The sequence below is a fragment of the Streptomyces avidinii genome, from assembly GCF_045161815.1.
Classification (GTDB): domain Bacteria; phylum Actinomycetota; class Actinomycetes; order Streptomycetales; family Streptomycetaceae; genus Streptomyces; species Streptomyces avidinii.
In genome coordinates this window covers 2,232,230-2,249,842 of record NZ_CP108863.1, presented here as the reverse complement: position 1 = coordinate 2,249,842, position 17,613 = coordinate 2,232,230, and the positions used below count along the sequence as shown (strand labels likewise).

Annotated in this window: 7 protein-coding genes; 3 read left to right on the top strand and 4 right to left on the bottom strand. The window is 68.5% G+C overall.

All coding sequences use genetic code 11. The annotated features are described in order from the left end of the window. Nucleotides 1-54: 54 nt before the first annotated feature. Together OG373_RS09945 and OG373_RS09940 are read right to left on the bottom strand one after the other, a co-directional pair. Nucleotides 55-522, bottom strand: coding sequence for an OsmC family protein (locus tag OG373_RS09945; RefSeq protein WP_405437566.1), 468 nt, complete (start codon nucleotides 520-522; stop codon nucleotides 55-57). 193 nt (nucleotides 523-715) lie between these two features. After that, nucleotides 716-1,258, bottom strand: a complete 543-nt coding sequence (locus OG373_RS09940) for a GNAT family N-acetyltransferase (protein WP_405437564.1) — start codon at nucleotides 1,256-1,258, stop codon at nucleotides 716-718. 183 nt (nucleotides 1,259-1,441) lie between these two features. Here OG373_RS09940 and OG373_RS09935 point away from each other — a divergent pair, with 183 nt between their 5' ends. Beyond that, nucleotides 1,442-2,683, top strand: a complete 1,242-nt coding sequence (locus tag OG373_RS09935) for a GNAT family N-acetyltransferase (protein ID WP_405437563.1) — start codon at nucleotides 1,442-1,444, stop codon at nucleotides 2,681-2,683. A gap of 62 nt (nucleotides 2,684-2,745) precedes the next feature. Here the strand turns inward: OG373_RS09935 and OG373_RS09930 are convergent, their stop codons facing one another. Both OG373_RS09930 and OG373_RS09925 read right to left on the bottom strand, forming a co-directional pair. Further along, nucleotides 2,746-4,962, bottom strand: a complete 2,217-nt coding sequence (locus OG373_RS09930; protein WP_405437561.1) for a germacradienol/geosmin synthase — start codon at nucleotides 4,960-4,962, stop codon at nucleotides 2,746-2,748. 244 nt (nucleotides 4,963-5,206) lie between these two features. Then, on the bottom strand, nucleotides 5,207-9,472 hold the full coding sequence (locus tag OG373_RS09925) for a ricin-type beta-trefoil lectin domain protein (protein WP_405437559.1): 4,266 nt from the start codon (nucleotides 9,470-9,472) through the stop codon (nucleotides 5,207-5,209). A gap of 476 nt (nucleotides 9,473-9,948) precedes the next feature. Here OG373_RS09925 and OG373_RS09920 point away from each other — a divergent pair, with 476 nt between their 5' ends. Together OG373_RS09920 and OG373_RS09915 are read left to right on the top strand one after the other, a co-directional pair. Further along, nucleotides 9,949-17,148 (top strand): polymorphic toxin-type HINT domain-containing protein, encoded by a 7,200-nt coding sequence (locus OG373_RS09920; protein ID WP_405437557.1) that lies wholly within the window; start codon nucleotides 9,949-9,951, stop codon nucleotides 17,146-17,148. A gap of 20 nt (nucleotides 17,149-17,168) precedes the next feature. After that, the gene (locus OG373_RS09915; protein ID WP_405437555.1) at nucleotides 17,169-17,600 is read left to right on the top strand and encodes an SUKH-3 domain-containing protein; all 432 of its coding nucleotides are present in this window, start codon (nucleotides 17,169-17,171) and stop codon (nucleotides 17,598-17,600) included. Nucleotides 17,601-17,613 lie beyond the last annotated feature (13 nt).

Genomic DNA, 17,613 nt, shown 5'->3' with positions numbered 1-17,613 from the left:
CGGGTCCGGCCCGTCGGGCCGCGTCGGACAGCGGCGCGGGGCGGGCCCGGATACTCAGCCCACCGTCACGGTCGGCTCGTGCCGGACGGGGAAGTTCACCGAGTTGGCGATGAAGCAGGCCCGGTGGGCCTCCTCGTGCAGTGCGATCGCCGCGGCCACCATCGACTCGTCGCCGACGGTGATCCGGGGGTGCACCACGGCCTCCGTGAACTGCCCGCTGTCCCCGGCGGTGGCCATCGTCCCGGTCGCCTCGTCTACGTACGAGGTGACCACCACGCCGTTGATCGTGCAGAAGTGCAGGTAGGAGAGCATGTGGCACTGGGACAGGGCGGCGAGCAGCAGTTGCTCGGGGTTCCAGCGGGAGGCGTCGCCGCGGAAGGTCGGGTCGGAGCTGCCGAGGATCGCCGGCAGCTCTCCGGCGGCCACCTCGTGCGCCCGCGAATAGGCGCGGTAGTGGCTGGTGCCGGTGCCGAGGTTTCCGGTCCAGGTCACGCGGGTGGTGTAGGAGTGCAGTCGGGTCATGGCGGCTGCTCCCTCTCTCGGGTACGGACGGGTGTGCGCGGCGGGCGGACGCCCGGGACGTGGCGGCGGCGTGGTCGAACCGTGCCGGGCGTCGACCTGGATCGTACGGCCGTCGCCACGGCCGCGTCGGCCGCTTCCTCCGCGAGGCGATCGACGGCACCGCCGGCGTCCGGCGGGCGCACCGTCGGCGGGGTCAGGTCCGCCACTCCTCCCGGAGCATCCCGAACAGCACCTCGTCGTACCGCTCACCCGCCAGCAGCACGGCGCCCCGCCGCCGCCCCTCCTCCCGGAAGCCGAGCCGGGTGAACGCCCGTACGGCCCGCTCGTTCCCGCTCCAGGTGTCGAGCTGGAGCCGGGTGAGCGGGAAGGAGCCGAAGAGGTGGTCGACCAGCAGCCGCATCGCCTCGGAGCCGTGCCCCCGGCCCCAGAACTCCCGCTCGCCGATGGTGATCCCGAGCGTGGCCGATCCGACCCAGGGGTCCAGGTCGCGGTAGTCGACCGTGCCGATCACCCGACGATCCGGCAAGGTCTCCACCGTGAACACCGCCGACTCCCGGGGCGAGAGCACCAGCATCCGCTCGAAGAACATCGTCAGCGCCTCCCGTGTGACCGGGCCGAAGCACGGGTCCCCGGCGGACGCCCAACGGGCCACCTCGGGGTCATTGCGCCAGCGCAGGTGGTGCTCCGAGTCCTCCGCGCGCAGTGCGCGCAGTGCGACGAGTTCTCCCTCGATCAAGCCCTGATCCTCACTCCGTGACGGCGGGAGGCACACGGTAGCCACAGATGATCACGGAGGCGACGGATTTTCGGAGACACCGGGGCGGCGCACCCCGGCGGCCGACCGCCGCAGCGACTGAAATCCATGGCCTCCGGCCTTTATGGGATGACCGGTCCGCGATGACCGATTAGTCTCGCGATCATGGTGGACATCCGCGAGGTACCCGAGTCCGACATCGACCGTGCTCTGGAGCTCGCGTACCTGGTCTTCCACGACCGGCCCGAGAAGGAGGTCCGGGACAAACACCATGCGCTGCTCGCGAGTTGCGACCGGATCGGCGCCTACGACGGCGCCGCCCTGGTCGGTTTCATGGCCGCGCACGACTTCCGGCTCTCGGTGCCCGGGGCGGACCTGCCCTGCCCCGGGCTGACCTTCGTCTGTGTCGCCCCCACCCACCGCCGGCGCGGCGTACTCACCGCACTGATGACGCGGATGCTGCGGCGGACGGCCGCCGCGGCCAGTCCGCTCGCCGCCCTCTGGGCCTCCGAGGCCGCGATCTACGGCCGCTTCGGCTACGGCAGCGCCACCACCGGTGCCACCATCGAGATCGACTCCACCCGCCCGCTGGCCCTGCGCATCGAACCGGACCGGCGGCCGCTGCGGCTCCTCGACCCGGAGGAGGCCCTCGCCGTGATCGGGCCCTTCCACGAGGCCGCCCGCGCCGGGCGGGCCGGCCGGCCCACCCGCAGCGCGGAGCGCTGGCGGGAGGAGTGGCTGGCCGAACAGGACGAGGAGGACGAGGAGTTGAGCCCGCCGCGGATCATCGTCCTCGGGGAGGCGGGCGAGCCGATCGCCGGATACGTCCTCTACCGCACCAGGGCGGAGGACGACGCCGCGGCCGTCCGGGTGCCGGGCCGGGTCCGGGTCGACGAGCTGGAGGCCGACACCCCGGCGGTCGCCGCCGCGCTGTGGGAGTGCGTGGCCTCGCTCGACCTCACCGGCAGGGTCTCGGCGTGGGGCCGCCCGCTCGACGACCCGCTGCTGCACTTCGCCGCGGACCGCGACCAGGTACGGGTCACCGCCCAGTTCCCGGCGCTCTGGGTGCGCCTGGTCGACGTAGGCGCCGCCCTGACGGCGCGGTCCTGGGCCGCGCCGGTGGAGGTGGTGCTGGAGGTGCGCGACGTACGGCTGCCCGCCAATGCCGGGCGGTTCCGGCTCAAGGCGGGGCCGGGCGGGGCGACGTACCGGCACGACCCCGCGGACTCCACCGCAGCCGACCTGGCCCTGGACGTACGCGAACTGGCCGCGTGCTACCTCGGCGGAACCCGGATCGAGGAACTGGTCGCGGCCGGACTGGTCCGGGAGCACACACCCGGCGCGGCGGCGGCACTGGACGCGGCCCTGCGCACGCCGGTACTGCCGCACACGAGCGACGAGTTCTGAGGTCCGGCGGCGGGGGCGGTCGGCCGGTGAGCCGGTCCTGCCCCCTCCGCACGGCCTCGGGGTCAGGCGGGCAGTGAGATCCGGGCGGCCGCCATGCCGAAGTCGGTGCCCAGGATGCGGGTGGACAGCAGGTCGGGCTGCGGGTGCAGATCCTCCGAGCGGTAACGCCGGATCTTCTGGTGCCAGTTGAGGATGCCGGCGTGCCAGTCCTTCAGCTCGCCCACGTACCCGTCCAGCGCCTCCCGGGCCTCGGCGCCGAGCTTCCAGTCGTCGTAGAGCAGCGGCAGCTGGGTCGCCACGATGTGCTCGAACTCCTCGGTCCGCCGGGTCATCAGCTCATGGCAGATGTGCAGGGCCTGCGGGTAGTCGATGTCGAAGAAGTTCCGAGTGACCAGGATGTAGTTGTGGACCTCGCCCTCGACCTCCACCTCCTTCTGGTAGGAGTAGATGTCGTTGATCATGCAGGCGGCGTCCGCGACCGCGTTCTCCAGTGAACGGATGGTCCCGGAGGCGTAGATCTCCTCGGGGATGCCCCGGCCCTGGTGCCCGAGGCGGCACAGGTACATCGTGAGGTGACTGCCGAAGGTGTGGCGGCGCATCTCCGCGTAGTCCACCGGGTCCGGGACGCGGTTCTGGATCTGGTTGTCCACCTCCCACAGCCAGCTCTCCAGCATGCTGACCAAGGTGGCCCGGAACTCGGTGCGCTGCTCGACGGACATGCCGGCGCTGGTGCGCACCCACAGGTCGCCGAGAGAGCGCTCCATCGCGGTCACCGGCTCGGGCTGTCCGGCGTGGTCGACCGGGATCATGGAGATCAGACGGGCGGTGGTCGCCTTGGCGGCCGGAAGGTTCCTGCTCTGGGCGAAGACCACCGGGTAGTAGTCGTCCCCGTACGTGCCCCAGGTCAGCCAGCAGGCGTTGAGGACCAGCTGCTCCGGTGTGGCGTCCGGGTCGATCCCGGCCGAGCAGACGGCGAAGTCGAAGCCCCGCAGCCGCTCCTCGGTCCAGATGGCCGAGCCGGGGTCGCCGGGCTGCGGGTCCAGCAGGCCCATCCGCCGGGACCAGGCCACGGATTCCTCGCGCGCGTGCGCCAGGTGCGGGCTGAGGCTGAGCCGGTGCGGCATGTAGATCTCGGGGATGACGGAGGGGCCGGTGCGTTCGAAGGGCACGTGGGTGAAGGAGCGGTGGCGCAGCTCCATCGAGCGCTTCGTGAACACGGACCGCAGGTCGAGCGCGGTGGTGCCGAGACCGGACGGCAGGAAGGGCAGGGTCGCCGGGGCGGTGGGCCGGGCCTCCTTGTTCATGTAGCGGCTGGAGACCATGTGCCACTCGTGGCCGCCGGACTGCCAGTCCTGCAGGCCCTTGGTGTAGGCGAGGACGGCCGCGATCTCCGCCGGGTTCAGCGCGTGGTCGGCGAAGAGCTGGGGGAGCTCGACGAGCGCGGTCTGCTCGAACTGCTGGAGGCGGGAGGTGAGCAGGTCGTTGGAGGCCTCGGCGGCCTCCTGGGTGGTGCAGCCCAGGAAGGTCTCCAACACCAGGATGGCGTTGGAGAGTTCGCCCTCGTCGGCCACCTCGCGTTCGTAGGAGAAGATGTCGTTCCTGATGTGCACGGCGTCGGAGAAGGCGTCGCGCAGGACGCCGAGCGCGCGGGAGTGCGCGACGCGCGCGGGGACCTCGGCGGACACGTACTCGATCAGGCCGGCCGACCAGGGGGCGCCGCCCACCTTGCGGCGCATCTCGATGTATTCGAGCGGGTTCGCGACGCGCCCGATGTTGATGTTGGCGAGCTCCCACATGGACTCGTTGAGGAGGTTCTTCGTCGACAAGGAGAACCGTTCCCGCCAGTCCGCGGACATCGCGGGAACCGTCCGTGCCCAGAGGTCGGCGAGTCCCGCCTCCACGGGGTTGGTGGCCTCGGGGAACCCGGCGGACAGGTCCATCGGCATGAAGGCGGCGAGCCGGTCGAGGTACTCCTTGGCGCCGTCGCGGTCCAGCGAGCGCTTGTACATCTCCAGGAAGTGGTCGTCGAAGAAGAACACCCACACGTACCAGTCGGTGACCAGCGCCAGCGCGTCGCGGTCGCAGTCGGGGTGGGTGTACGAGCAGAGCAGTGCGTAGTCGTGCGAGTCGAGGTCGCTCTCCTCCCAGACGCCGGACCCCTCCAGCATCCCGAAGTCGCGCGCCCACTGCTTGGTGTGGGTCCGCGCGTCCTCCAGGTGGGGGTTCAGTCGTGCCGGATAGGGCACATAGAAATCCGGCAGTTGAAACGGCTGCGTCACGGCGGGCTCGGCCTTTCGTCCATGGGTACGGGAGCCCGGTCGCCCCGGTCCCCCGCACGAGATCAGCAGTGCCCTACCCCTGTTACGCATGGGACAAGGGTGAATTCACTTCATCAGGTGACGAACCCCCCGTTCCGCGCCACGGAGCCCTGCCGGGGGCTACGGGGCAGGGGAGGGAACGGCGGAGGCCGCCTCCCCGGGTGCGGGAAGACGGCCTCCGTGTGGTGCGGTGTGCGGTGTGCAGTTACGGCGCGGGGATGGGAAGCGGCGCCGTGCCGAGGGTGGGAATGGTCCAGCGCTGGGCCGGGCCGGAGTGGCAGTCGTAGAGCCAGAGCTGCCTTCCGGGAGTCGTGTCGTAGTTGCCGAGGTCGAGGCAGCGACCGGAGGCGGGGTGGTAGATGCCGCCGTCGGCCCGAGGCAGGAACTGCTGGCTGCCGGCGCTGCCGTCACAGGTGCGGAGCTCGATGAGAGTGCCGTTCACGACACCGCCGTTGGCGGCGTTGAGGCACATGCCCTGGTTGCGGATGGTGCCGTCGTTGGAGACCTGGAACTGCTGGGCGGCGGTGCCGTTGCAGCCCGCGATCTGAATCTTGTTGCCGTCCTCGAGGCGGTCGAAGTCGTTGTCCACGCAGAAGCCCGTGGGCGCGGTCAGGTGGATCGGCCCGGTCGCCTGCGGGGCGGTGACGGGGGCGGCGTAGGGATAGACGGCGAGGTTGCTGATGCCGCCCCAGTAGGAGGAGTTGGCGTAGGCGCCGGCATCCTTGAAGCGGCCCAGGTGGAAGGGGCCGACGGGGGCCGGGCTGGTGGACGCCTTGTGGTGGCCGGTGGCCGCAAGAGTGCCGTTGACGTACAGGCGCATCAGGCCGGTGGTGTGGTCGTACACGGCGGTCAGCTGCTGCCAGGTGTCCAGGGCGATGGTGCCGGCGCTGTTGACCTGATGGGTCTCGTCGTAAGGCCAGGGGTCCGTGTCGCCGTTGGCGATGGAGAACTGCCAGACCTTCTTGGTGTGGTTGGGGAAGAGCAGCAGCGAGCTGTTGCGGCCCAGGTCCTGGCTGAGGACGACTCCACCGAGTTTCGAGGCCTTGACCCACGTGCTGATGGTGAAGCTCTTGCGGGTGTCGATCACGGGGCCGGCGGTGCTGGCATAGGAGGTGCCCGCCTCGTTGAAGGCGGCGTAACTGGAGCTGCGGCCAGCGATGTCCTCGGCCGCGGGGAAGGTGACGTTGGTCGTCGTGGCGGGGAAATTGCCGACGGCGCTCGGGGTGGTGGTGCCGGTCTGACCGGTCAGCTTCCACTGCGCCTTGGGCATGTTGAGATTGCCCAGGGTGACGGGAGTCGTGCTGACGCCGGTGGCGGTCGGGAAGGGCGTCGCGGTGCCGACGCCGTTGAAGGCGACGAGCTGCTGGTTGGTGTCGACGGCCCACAGGTCGGGGATGCCGTCACCGTTCAGGTCGCCGTCGGAGCCGACCCGCGGGTAGACCTTCGGGTCGATCTTGCCGGAGACGATGCCCGCGGCCGGGTTGGTGAAGCCGGTGAGGTCGGGGGCCTGGGTCGTGCCCTTGACCGAGAAGGCGTGGAGGGTGCCGTCGGCCTTGGAACGGGCCCACAGGGTCGGGAAGTCGGTGCCCTGCGCACGGCCGGGGGTGAGCAGGTCGTAGCCGGCCCACTTGGTGTCGTTGGCGGAGAGGAGGACGGCCCAGCTGGATACGTCGTTGTCGCTGCCGGAGCCGCTCAACCAGAGGCGCCCGTTCTCTACGAAGACCAGAGAGGTGCGAGGCAGGGCGGGTGCGTTGGGCCCGGTCTCACCTGCGTGGGGGCCGAATGCTGCGATCTGGGTGACCTTGGACCAGTCGGCGCCGTAGCCGTGGTCTGCGCACGTAATGGGTACTCGGGTAACGGACAGGCAGGTACTCGGCTTGGTGACCTTCTGCTTCGCCTGACCGTCGAAGGCGCCACCCTTTCCGTCGTTGGGGTAGGTGTAGAGCCACTGTTGGCCCGGAGCGAGGGCGAGCAGGTCGTCGACGTTCTTCTCACCCAGGCTGCCCCGGTGGGTGATCTGGATCCCGTTCCAGTTGTTGGTGTCGTTGGGAGCGGACTGCATGTTCGCCTTGGGCGCGGCAGACGGGTCCCCGCCACCCAGGATTTTACGAAGGTTGCCTGCGGTGTCGGGCAGCAGGATGTCCGGCTTCTGATCGCCGTCTATGTCCCCGAGCGTCGGCTTGCCCCCGTTGGGGTTGGACGGCGCGTAGTAGCTGTACACGAACGGCTGGGACATGTTGCCCGCGTTGTCCTGGGTCTGAAGGTAGACGTAGTTGGTGCCCCACTGCGGAGGAGTCACCTTGACGTCGGCCTTGCCCCCGGTCAGCTCGATCACGCCGGGGTCGGTGCACTTCCAGCCGGTGGCGGCCGCCTTGACGGGGTCGGTGGTCCAGCGCGCGCAGGCCAGGCCGGAGGTTCGGGTACCGGTCGCCGGGGCGGGGTCGGTGCCGCTGAGCGTGAAGGTGCCCTCCTGGCCGACGAGCTTCGGGTGCGCCCCGATGGTGCCGGAGGCGGGGAAGTCCGTGGAGGTGACGGTGGCGGTCGGCGGGGTGCGGTCGACGCGGAAGAAGCACCACTCACTGTCGGCGCTGGTCAGGAAGCCGTCGGTGTTGCGGGCGTGCCATCCGTACTGGTGTCCGTCGACCAGCTGACCGGCATCGACGGTGACGGGGCCGCTGCTGCCGTTCCAGCCGCTCTCCCTGAAGTCGCTCTTCCCGCCGTTGTCATCGTCCCAGTAGATGAAGGCCGTCCACAGCTGCAGGCCAGTGGCCGAGTGGGTGTCTGCCGTGAAGGTGATGTTGTTGTTGGCGCCGACCCAGCCCGGGTTGTCCCAGGCGTTGACGGCTCCGGGGGTGCGGCAGCCGGCGTACGAGTTGGTGTCCGCGAAGCCGGGCGTCGGGCCGGTGCGGGGCGACGACACCGTGGGCGTGATGTCGTACTCGACCACGATGCGCGGAGTGTTGTCGAACCGCTGGCGGTAGTACTTATCGGACTCGTTGTCGGGAGCGAGACCGACGGTGATGGTGGGCCACCTGTACTGGACCGCCCTCTTCACGAGGTTCTTGACGTCGAAGGCAATGCCACCGGACCCCGACATGGTGATGCCGGCTTCCTTCGTGCAGCCGCCCATGTGCGAGTTCTTGTCGCAGGGCTGCCGGTTCCAGCTGGTCGGGTTGCCGATGGCGTTGGTGGAGTACAGCCCCATCGGGGTCTGGGTGCTCGGGCTCGAGGAGGAGACCACGTTCGCCTCGAACCGTGCGCTGAGGACCTCGGTGCCGTAGAGCCGTGTGTCCACGCCGATCTGGAAGTAGGCGCGGGTCTTGCCGATGCCGTCGCAGGGCGGATTGCCCACGTTGTAACCGCAGTAGCCGGTGGCGGGCCTGTCCTGCCCGTACTGCGTCCCGTTGAACTCGTTGGTGTCCGGGTACGCCTGCTGGACCTGTGCCCACGCCTGGTTGGCGTTGTTCAGGCTGGGCGCCCAGCCCGGATCGATGTACCAGGGGCCGGTGCCCTGTCCGAGGAGCGCGGTGTCGGGAATGAGCTGGATACCCTGGTCGTCGACGGTCGTGGCGATCGGCTTTACCGTGGCACCTTCGCCGGGGCCGTCGGAGCTCGACGCGATCGAGGGGGCCAGGGGGGTTTCCTCGGTCGGTGCGGCCTGCTTGGCGAAGACGCCCGCCGACTTCGGGCGGCCGGCGCCGTTGGCCGACCCGGAGCGAGCCGAGTCCCACATGACCGGGGTCGGGGCGGTGAAGTGGGCGTTGCCCTGGGCGTCCACCGCCTTGAGGTTTCCGGCAGCGTCGGCACTGACTGTCAGGCCGTCGGCCTCGACGGGGAACTGGAGTTTCCTGACGGCCGGACTGGCGGCGGCCTCGGCGGTGCGGACGATCAGTACCTGGCGCCAGCCACCGGTGGGGGTGGCGGTGAGTTCGAGGTCCACGCCCGGCAGAACGGACGGGTAGAGGGCGCTGTCCCCGTTGAGCGTCGGCTTGGGCAGCGGAAAGGGTGCCTTGAGGGCCAGCTTCTTGCCGTCGGAGGCCGTCATGGTGGCCATGGGACCCGTTCCGCCGCCGGAGAAGCCGAGCGAGGAGGGGACGGCCACCGGGGCCACCGTGCCGTCGGCGGCGATCCGCAGGGTTGCGTCGACTTTCTGCCAATTTCCGGAGGAGTTCTTCACCCGCTCCGGCGCGAGCGAGGTCTCCGTGGTGAGCGTCCCGCCCGGGGTGGCGAAGGTCTGTGAACTGGCCGTCGTCAGCGCGTCGATGAGGACCCGCTTTCCGTCGCTCTTGGCTCGGGCCTTTGCGGCACCGATCGCCGACGACGCAGCAGAGGGCGGAGGCGTCTTCGGAGTGGGCCAGGACGCATCGGCCGGGCCGTGTCCGCGTGCGTCCTCGGCGTAGGCAGGAGGTCCGGTCAGCAGACCGGCCCCGAGAGCGATTACGGCGGCGCCGGCCAAGGAGATGGTGAGCATGCCGGGGGAGCGGCGTCTGCCGGACACCCCCGGGTCGGAGTGGCTTGAAAGGAATGCAGGCCTCAAGGCGGAGGTCCTCGCTGTCAGCGGTAAATGAAGAGAAGTCAGGGGCACAGTTCCTTCCGATCTGCAAACCTGTCAACAGCCTGTGAGGAACCTGTGAAGATGCAATGTCCGGTTCATGTCACGAAACGCCATGTTGTCCATGGGTGACATTGCTCATGGGGGGAGATTCTTAAAATCTCCTTAGACTTCCCAACGCCCGCTCCATAGCGTGCACTTGATCCGGACCCTGACGGGCCGGCCTTTTCCTGTACCGGTTTCCTGGGGGGATCCTGTTGTCTCATCGGAGTCGCTTTGCCATGCGCTCAGCGCGTGGCAGAGCACGGGTCGCGGTCGTTGCCGCACTCGCCGTTCTAGTTTCCGGCCTGGGTCTTCCCGCGGTCCAGGCGGCTGACAAACCGCCAAAAGTGTGGGTGCCACCGAAGACCGCACTGCCCGGCGCGAAGTCGGTCAAGGGGTCGGACGCCAAGTCCTCGAAGGGCAAGGCGCCGGCCGCCAAGCCCTGGAAGCCCGCTCCGAAGTCGAAGGCTCCGGCCGGGGCCAGTCGGGTCGAGGTCGACTCCCGCCCCGAGTCGAAGCCTGCCGCCGGGGCGGCGGGGTCCGTCCAGGCAGGCGAGTTGCCCGTCTGGGTCGCACCCGGGAAGGACGCAAAGGCCAAGGCCATGCCGTCCGGGCCCGCGAACGCGCCCTCGGCCACGGGGAGCGGCAGCCTCAGCGTTGAGGTCAAGGACTCGGCAAAGGCGCGCGCCGCCGGAGTGAACGGTGCGCTGATCACCCTCACCGAGCCCGCGGGCGTCGCCGCCACGGGCAAGGTCGAGGTCGGCCTGGACGTGGCGGCATGGGCCAACAACGCCGGCGCCAACTGGGCCGACCGTGCGCGTCTGGTGCAGCTGCCCGCATGTGCCCTGACGACCCCGGGTGCGGCCGGCTGCACCACCCGTACGCCCGTCGCCTCGCGCCGGGACGCCTCCGGGCGTCTGGTCGCCGAGGTCGAGGTGGCGAAGAACGCGGCAGCTCCCAGCATGCTGCTGAAGTCGCAGCCGGGCGCCCAGGCCGGGTCCGCGGCGGCGCCGCAGGTCATGGCCGCCCAGGGCGTGGCCCTCGCCGTGGAGCCGGGCCCGTCCGGCAACCTCGGTGACTACTCGGCGACGCCGCTCCTGCCGTCGGCCTCCTGGCAGGCCGGGGCGAACTCGGCGAACTTCACCTACGGCTACACGGCCGAGATCCCGTCGACGATCGCGGGCGCGGCGCCGAGCGTCGTGCTCGGCTACGACTCCTCCTCGATCGACGGCCGTACCGCGTCGACCAACGCGCAGTCCGGCCTGATCGGTGAGGGCTGGGACTGGCACCCCGGCTCGATCTCCCGCTCGTACAAGGGCTGCAAGGACGCCGGCATCAAGGACTCGGGCGACGAGTGCTGGGCCGGTGACATCCTCTCCCTCTCGATGGCGGGTCACGCCGGGCAGATCGTCCGCGACGACAACACCTGCGTCTACCGCCTGCAGGGCGACGACGGCACGAAGATCGAGCGCCTGACCGGCCAGCGCAACTCCGCCTGGAAGGGCGAGGGTTTCCGCGTCACCACGACCGACGGCACGCAGTACTACTTCGGCGCCAACCGCCTCCCGGGCGGTGACGGCACCGACCCGGAGGCCAAGTCCGTCTCCACGGTGCCCGTCTACTTCAACAGCGGCCAGGACAAGTGCCTCGGCGCCGACACTCCGGCCAACGGCACCCACCAGCAGCTCGGCTGGCAGTGGAACCTCGACTACGTCGTGGACCCGCACCAGAACCTGACCTCCTACCGCTACGAGCAGGAGGACAACCACTACGGGCGTGGCGGCGGCCAGAACAACGGCAACGGCACCCCCACCCTCTACCAGCGCGCCTCCTACCCGACCTGGATCGGCTACGGCCAGCGCCTGCCCGACCAGATCACCGCCAAGGGCAAGGCCAACACCGCAGCCCAGATCTGGCTCCGCACCGCGGACCGCTGCTTCGAAGCGGGCGACGCCTGTGACCCCACGAAGCGCAAGACCAACGCCAAGGCCTGGGGCGACACCCCGGTCGACCAGGAGTGCGCGGCCACCGGCCAGTGCCTGAACCTGTCGCCCACCTTCTTCACCACCAAGCGGCTGACGAAGATCGACACCGAGGTCCTGGGCACCGGCGGCTACCGCAACATCGACTCCTACGCGCTGAAGCAGCGCTTCGAGGCGCCGGGTGACGGAACCTCCCCGACCCTGTGGCTCGAGTCCATCCAGCGCACCGCGACCAATGCCCGGTCCCCGCTGACCGTGCCGCCCGTGCTGTTCGAGCCGCTGCAGATACCCAACCGCGTCGACGGCGTGGTCAAGCGTCCCGACGGCACCGAGGCCAGCACCTCCCGCTACAACCGGCCGCGCATCCAGATGATCACCACCGAGACCGGTGGCCGCATCAACGTGGTCTACAAGGCTCCGGAGTGCTCGCGGGTCAAGGGCACCATGCCCGCGGCCGACGACACCAACAGCATGGCCTGTATGCCGGTCAAGTGGTACCTGCCCGGCCAGTCCTACCCGGACCCGGTCAACGACTGGTTCCACAAGGTCGTCGTCGAGTCCGTCACCCAGCAGGACATGGTCGCCGGCCAGGTCAGCACGGTGACCAACTACGAGTACGGCGGAGGTATCGCCTGGCACCGCAACGACTCCGAGTTCGCCGACCCCAAGACCCGTACGTGGGACCAGTTCCGCGGCTACGCCACGGTCACCACCCGTACCGGCGGCAGCAACGCGTCCGAGGCTCCGCGCACCAAGTCGGTGGCCACCTTCCTGCGCGGCATGGACGGCGACGTCCTCGCCAACGGCAGCAAGCGCAGCGTGAACGTCCTCGACGCGCACGGCGGCACCATCAAGGACGAGGACGTACTGTCGGGCTTCGTCCGCCAGACCGAGACCTACGACCGCGACGGCGGCACCGTCGTCGGCGACGAGGTCTCCACCCCCTGGCTCGGCGCCGTCACCGCCACCCGCGCCCAGTCCGGCGGCATGCCCGCCATCACGGCCCGCGCGCTGAACACCGGCAAGGTCGTCGGCCGCGCCAAGCTCGCCAACGGCACATGGCGCACGACCGAGCGCACCTCGACGTACGACGACACCCTCTTCTCGCGACCGCTCCAGGTCGACGACAAGGGCGATGTCTCCCGCACGGACCAGCGCATGTGCACCACCTTCGAGTACGCCACCGGCCCCGGGGGCGCACTCACCCAGCTCGCCTCCCGCACCCTGCTCGTATCGGGTGTGTGCGGTCAGACGCCGAACGCTGCCAACACGGTCGGTGACACGCGCACCTACTACGACGACAAGGCGCACGGCCAGACCGGCGCGACCGCCGACCAGACCGGCACGGAGGTGCTGGAGAAGTACGACGGCGCGGGCAAGCCGGTCTACCGGCTCAACATGACGGCCTCGTACGACCTGTACGGCCGTCTCACCACCAGCACGAACAAGCTGCGCAAGGACGCCGCACACACGGGCGGCGCGGTCACCAAGACCGAATACAGGGCACTGCCCAACGCGCTGCCCTACGAGGTCACCCACACCAACCCGCTGGGCTGGAAGACCACCACCACCCTCGACACCGGCCGCTCGCTGCCGATGAAGACGACCGACGAGAACGGCCACGTGGCCGAGCGCGGCTACGACGCCCTCGGACGCGTCACCACCATCTGGCAGCCCGGCCAGGACCGGACCGTCGACCCACCGGTCCGCAAGTTCTCCTACAGCATGAACGGCGCCAACGCGCCGACCACCGTTCTGAGCCAGGCGCTCATGAACGACGACTCGTACATTTCCAGCTACACGATCTATGACGGTCTCGGCCGTGTCCGCCAGACCCAGGCACACACCCCGTCCGGCGCCAACGGGCGCATGATCACCGACGCCCTGTTCGACTCGCACGGTCGGCAGGTCAAGACCAGCGCGCCGTACTACAACGACGAGAAGGCACCCGGCGGGGCGCTGTTCCTGCCCAACGGCGGAGTCCAACCCGACACCAAGGTTCCCGCCCAGACCATCTCCGTCTTCGACGGACTGGGCCGGATCACTGCCTCCGTCTTCCAGTCCTTCGGCGTTGAACAGTGGCGCTCGAAGACCGAGTACCCGGGTGCTGACGAGGTCCGGAACATCCCGCCGACCGGTGGATACGCCACGGCGTCCATCACCAGCGGCCTGACCTCGGTGGTGCGCCAGTACAAGGGCAACACGCCCGTGGGTGACTACGACGCGACCACGTACGTCAGCAACACCCAGGGCAAGGAGGTGTCCCGCAAGGACTCCGCCGGCAACGAATGGACCTTCGCCTACGACCTCCTGGGCCGCACGGTGAAGACCACCGACCCGGACTCGGGCACGGCGGAGACCGTCTACGACGACAGCAAGAACCTCGTCACGGTCAAGGACGCCCGCGGCAAGCAGGCCACGACCGTCAGCGACCTTCTCGGCCGCACGATCGCGTCCTACGAGGGGCCGGCAGTCGACCCGTCGAAGCAGGTCGGCGCCTTCACCTACGACACCAAAGCGCGTGGCAAGCCGTCGACCAGCACACGATTCGTCGGCGGAGAATCGGGCAGTGCCTACGCCACGGAGGTCACTGGCTACGACAGCGGCTACCGCCCCCTCGGCACCAAGGTCACCATCCCCGCAGTCGAAAAGGAACTGCAGGGCACCTACGAGACGAAGAACACCTACGACAAGTACGGCCAGCTCAAGACCACGGCCCTGCCGGCCATCAGTGCCGCAGGCCTGGAGGTCGAGAAACTGACCTACGGCATCAACACCGTGGGCAGCTTCACCTCGCTCGGCAGCGTGATGGGGCCGCAGGAGACCCGTACGCCGTACGTCGTGGACATGCGCTACCACCCCTCTGGTCGGGCCATCCGCACCACCATCGGCGCCAACGGCGCACAGGTGGTGTCCACGGTTCTGTACGACGAGGCCACGGGGCGGCCGATCCAGTCCACGTTGGACAAGCAGACGGCCGCAACGGCGAATGTCGATGTCATCGACTACACCTACAACCAGGTCGGCCAACTGACGTCGATCAGCAATACGCAGGACGGCTCCGCCCGCGATCTGCAGTGCTTCACCACGGACTACCTCGGCCGACTGACCCAGGCCTGGACCGACACCGGCACCACCACCACGGCTCCTCAGCCGAGCGTGCGCGGCATCGGCGGCTGCTCCAACGCCACGGGGCCGAAGGCCGACGGGACAGGCAAGCCGAGCGTGGGCGGGCCGGCCCCGTACTGGCAGCAGTACGAGTACGACAAGATCGGCAACCGCACCAAGCTGGTGAAGAAGGACGTCACCGGTAACGCGGCCAAGGACACGACGGTCACCCAGACCTTCGGATCCGGCCCCAACACCCCGTCCACCGACCCGAAGACGGGCGGCGGCACGGGCGGCCCGCACGCGCTGATGGCCTCCACGGAGACCAGCAGCACAGGCGCCAAGGTCACCTCGTACACGTACGACGCGACCGGCAACACCGCGTCGATCACCAGCACGCCGGGCACCAAGACCCTGACCTGGAACGACCAGGGCAAGCTCGACAAGATCACCGGAACCGGCGAGAGCGGTGGCACCAGCTACCTCTACGACACCGGCGGCAACCAGCTCATCCGCCGCGACCCGGGCAAGACCACGCTCAACCTCGGCACCGACCAGATCACTCTGGACACCGCCACCAGCAAGGTCTCCAACGTCCGCACCTACGGTGCGCCCGGCGGCCTGTCCATCACCCGCACCACGACGGCCGGCGCCTCCACGCTCGCCTACCAGTCCTCGGACCATCACGGGACGAACGGCGTCCAGTTCAACGCCACCGACCTCGCTCAGGTCCGCCGCCCGGCAGATCCCTTCGGCAACGAGCGTGGTACCCAGCCGACGCCCGGAGCCTGGGCCGGCGACAAGGGCTTCGTCGGCGGCACCAAGGAGAAGGCCACGGGCTTCACTCTCCTGGGCGCCCGCGAGTACGACCCCACTACGGGGCGGTTCATCAGCCCCGACCCGATCATCGACGGCGGCGACCCGCAGCAGTGGAACGCGTACGCGTACTCCAACAACGACCCGTTCAACAAGTCTGACGCGACGGGCCTGAAGGTCTTCTGCGACAACTTCTCCTCCTGCAGCGTCAACACCAACACGGGCAACACCAACAACTCCGGCGCGACCGTGGGCAGCGGAAGCGGCAGCAGCAGCAACCGCGGTTCCAAGGGGGATGTGGACGAGGCCAACCACGAGCTCAACAAGGCCAAGAAGAAGCGCGATGAACTGAAGCACGCTGTAGTCGATCTGGTTCTGGACCTGATCGGTTACAACGACGCCCGTGACTGCTTCACCAAGGGCGACGTCATGGCGTGCATCAACACGGCACTCAACGCGGTCCCCTGGGGCAAGCTGGCCAAGGCCATCAAGATCGGCATCAAGGCCTTCAAGATCTACAAGGAGTTGAACAAGGCCTACGATGCGGTCAATGCCGCCGAACGCAAGGCATCCAAGGCCATGGAGGCCTTCACCAAAGCCAAGAAGGCCGACGACGAAGCATCCGCTGCAGCGGCTCAGGCACGAAAGGCAGGGGACGAAAAGGCAGCGACGGAGACAGCCACCGACAGCGCCGGCACAGAATCCAAGGCCGGCAGGGGCGATGCCGACGCCGAGACGGGCGGAGGAGGAGCGGAAGCCCGGGCAGCCGACTCCGAGGCCGGAGCCGCGTGCCCCATCAAGAGGAACAGTTTCCCCACGGGTGCGCGTGTCCAAATGGCCGATGGCACGAGCAAGGCCATCGAGGACGTACAGGTAGGCGACAAGGTCCTCGCCACGGACCCGCAGACCGGTGAAACCAAGGCCAAGACGGTCACGGCCACCATCACCACTCCCGACGACAAGGAGTTCACGGACCTCACCCTCACCGACGACGCGAACCCCCGCGGCCCGCCGGTCACCCTCACCTCCACCTCCCACCACCCGCACTGGAGCGAAACCCGCCGCCAGTGGCTCGACGCCGGCGACTTCGCCGAGGGCGAGCAGCTCCGCCAGCCCGACGGCTCCACTCTCACCGTCAAGGTCACCCGGAACTACCCGTTCGCGGTCACAACTCACAACCTCACCGTCGATGACTTCCACACGTACTATGTGCTGGCAGGCGCGACGCCGGTCCTCGTCCACAATTGTGAAGTCACTGAGGCTGCCAGAAATTCTGCAGCCGAATACTCTGCTCTTCCGGGGAAGCAAAGGCCGGGTGGGGCCGTGGAGGCCCTCCAGATCAAGGGGTATAAGCCCATAGTTCGCACCAGTGACGGAGGAGTTGGGGGTCGGGCAGTGCATCCGAAGGTCCAGAGTGTTCTTGACTCGATCCCCGGTGTGCAGCGAGGGGATAACCATGGAGGGTGCGGCTTGGTGGCCTGCCTAACGGATGCCCTGAACAGCGGGCTCGACCCAACCGGGGCTTCGGCTGCTGCGTTCATGATTCGATCTCCCAATAATAAGTTCTATCTGAAGGAGATGGATCCCTGCCCTAGCTGCGCAGTGCTCGTCTCCCACTTCAAGATCGACTTTAAGACGAAATGGTAAGGGTGTCGAGATATTCCAGCGTGACGGACGATGCCCTCCGGAGAGCAGGGTGGTTCCCCGGGCGGCAGGTTGATGTCGCGCCATGGCGCAATTCCATGCAGGGTTTCCCGATGCATGTTGCAGCCGAAGAATTTCTACGAGAATTCGGCGGGATTCGCGTTCAGGTCAGCGGGCCTGGGGTGACCTGCATGCGAATCCCGTTCGAAATCGATCCGGAACTGGCTCTCGGTGAGGAGGATAGATTTCTGGAAATATCTCGTCGTTTCGATTGCTCACTCTTTCCGGTCGGCATGAAAGACTCGGGAGATTTCTTCCTCTGTATCGACGAGGATGGGACGGTCTATGGCCTGATGAACTGGCTATTCCTGCTAGGTCGCGGTGACGCTGCTCTTGAGCACCTCGTTACGGGAGTGGCCGGAGAAAGGGTCTGCACCCCGACATCGGAATCGTGATTCAACTCTAAGT

Coding starts and splice junctions, on each gene's coding strand:
- OG373_RS09935 (WP_405437563.1), top strand. CDS start 1,442: ATGGTGGACATCCGCGAGGTACCCGAGTCCGACATCGACCGTGCTCTG.
- OG373_RS09925 (WP_405437559.1), bottom strand. CDS start 9,472: ATGCTCACCATCTCCTTGGCCGGCGCCGCCGTAATCGCTCTCGGGGCC.
- OG373_RS09945 (WP_405437566.1), bottom strand. CDS start 522: ATGACCCGACTGCACTCCTACACCACCCGCGTGACCTGGACCGGAAAC.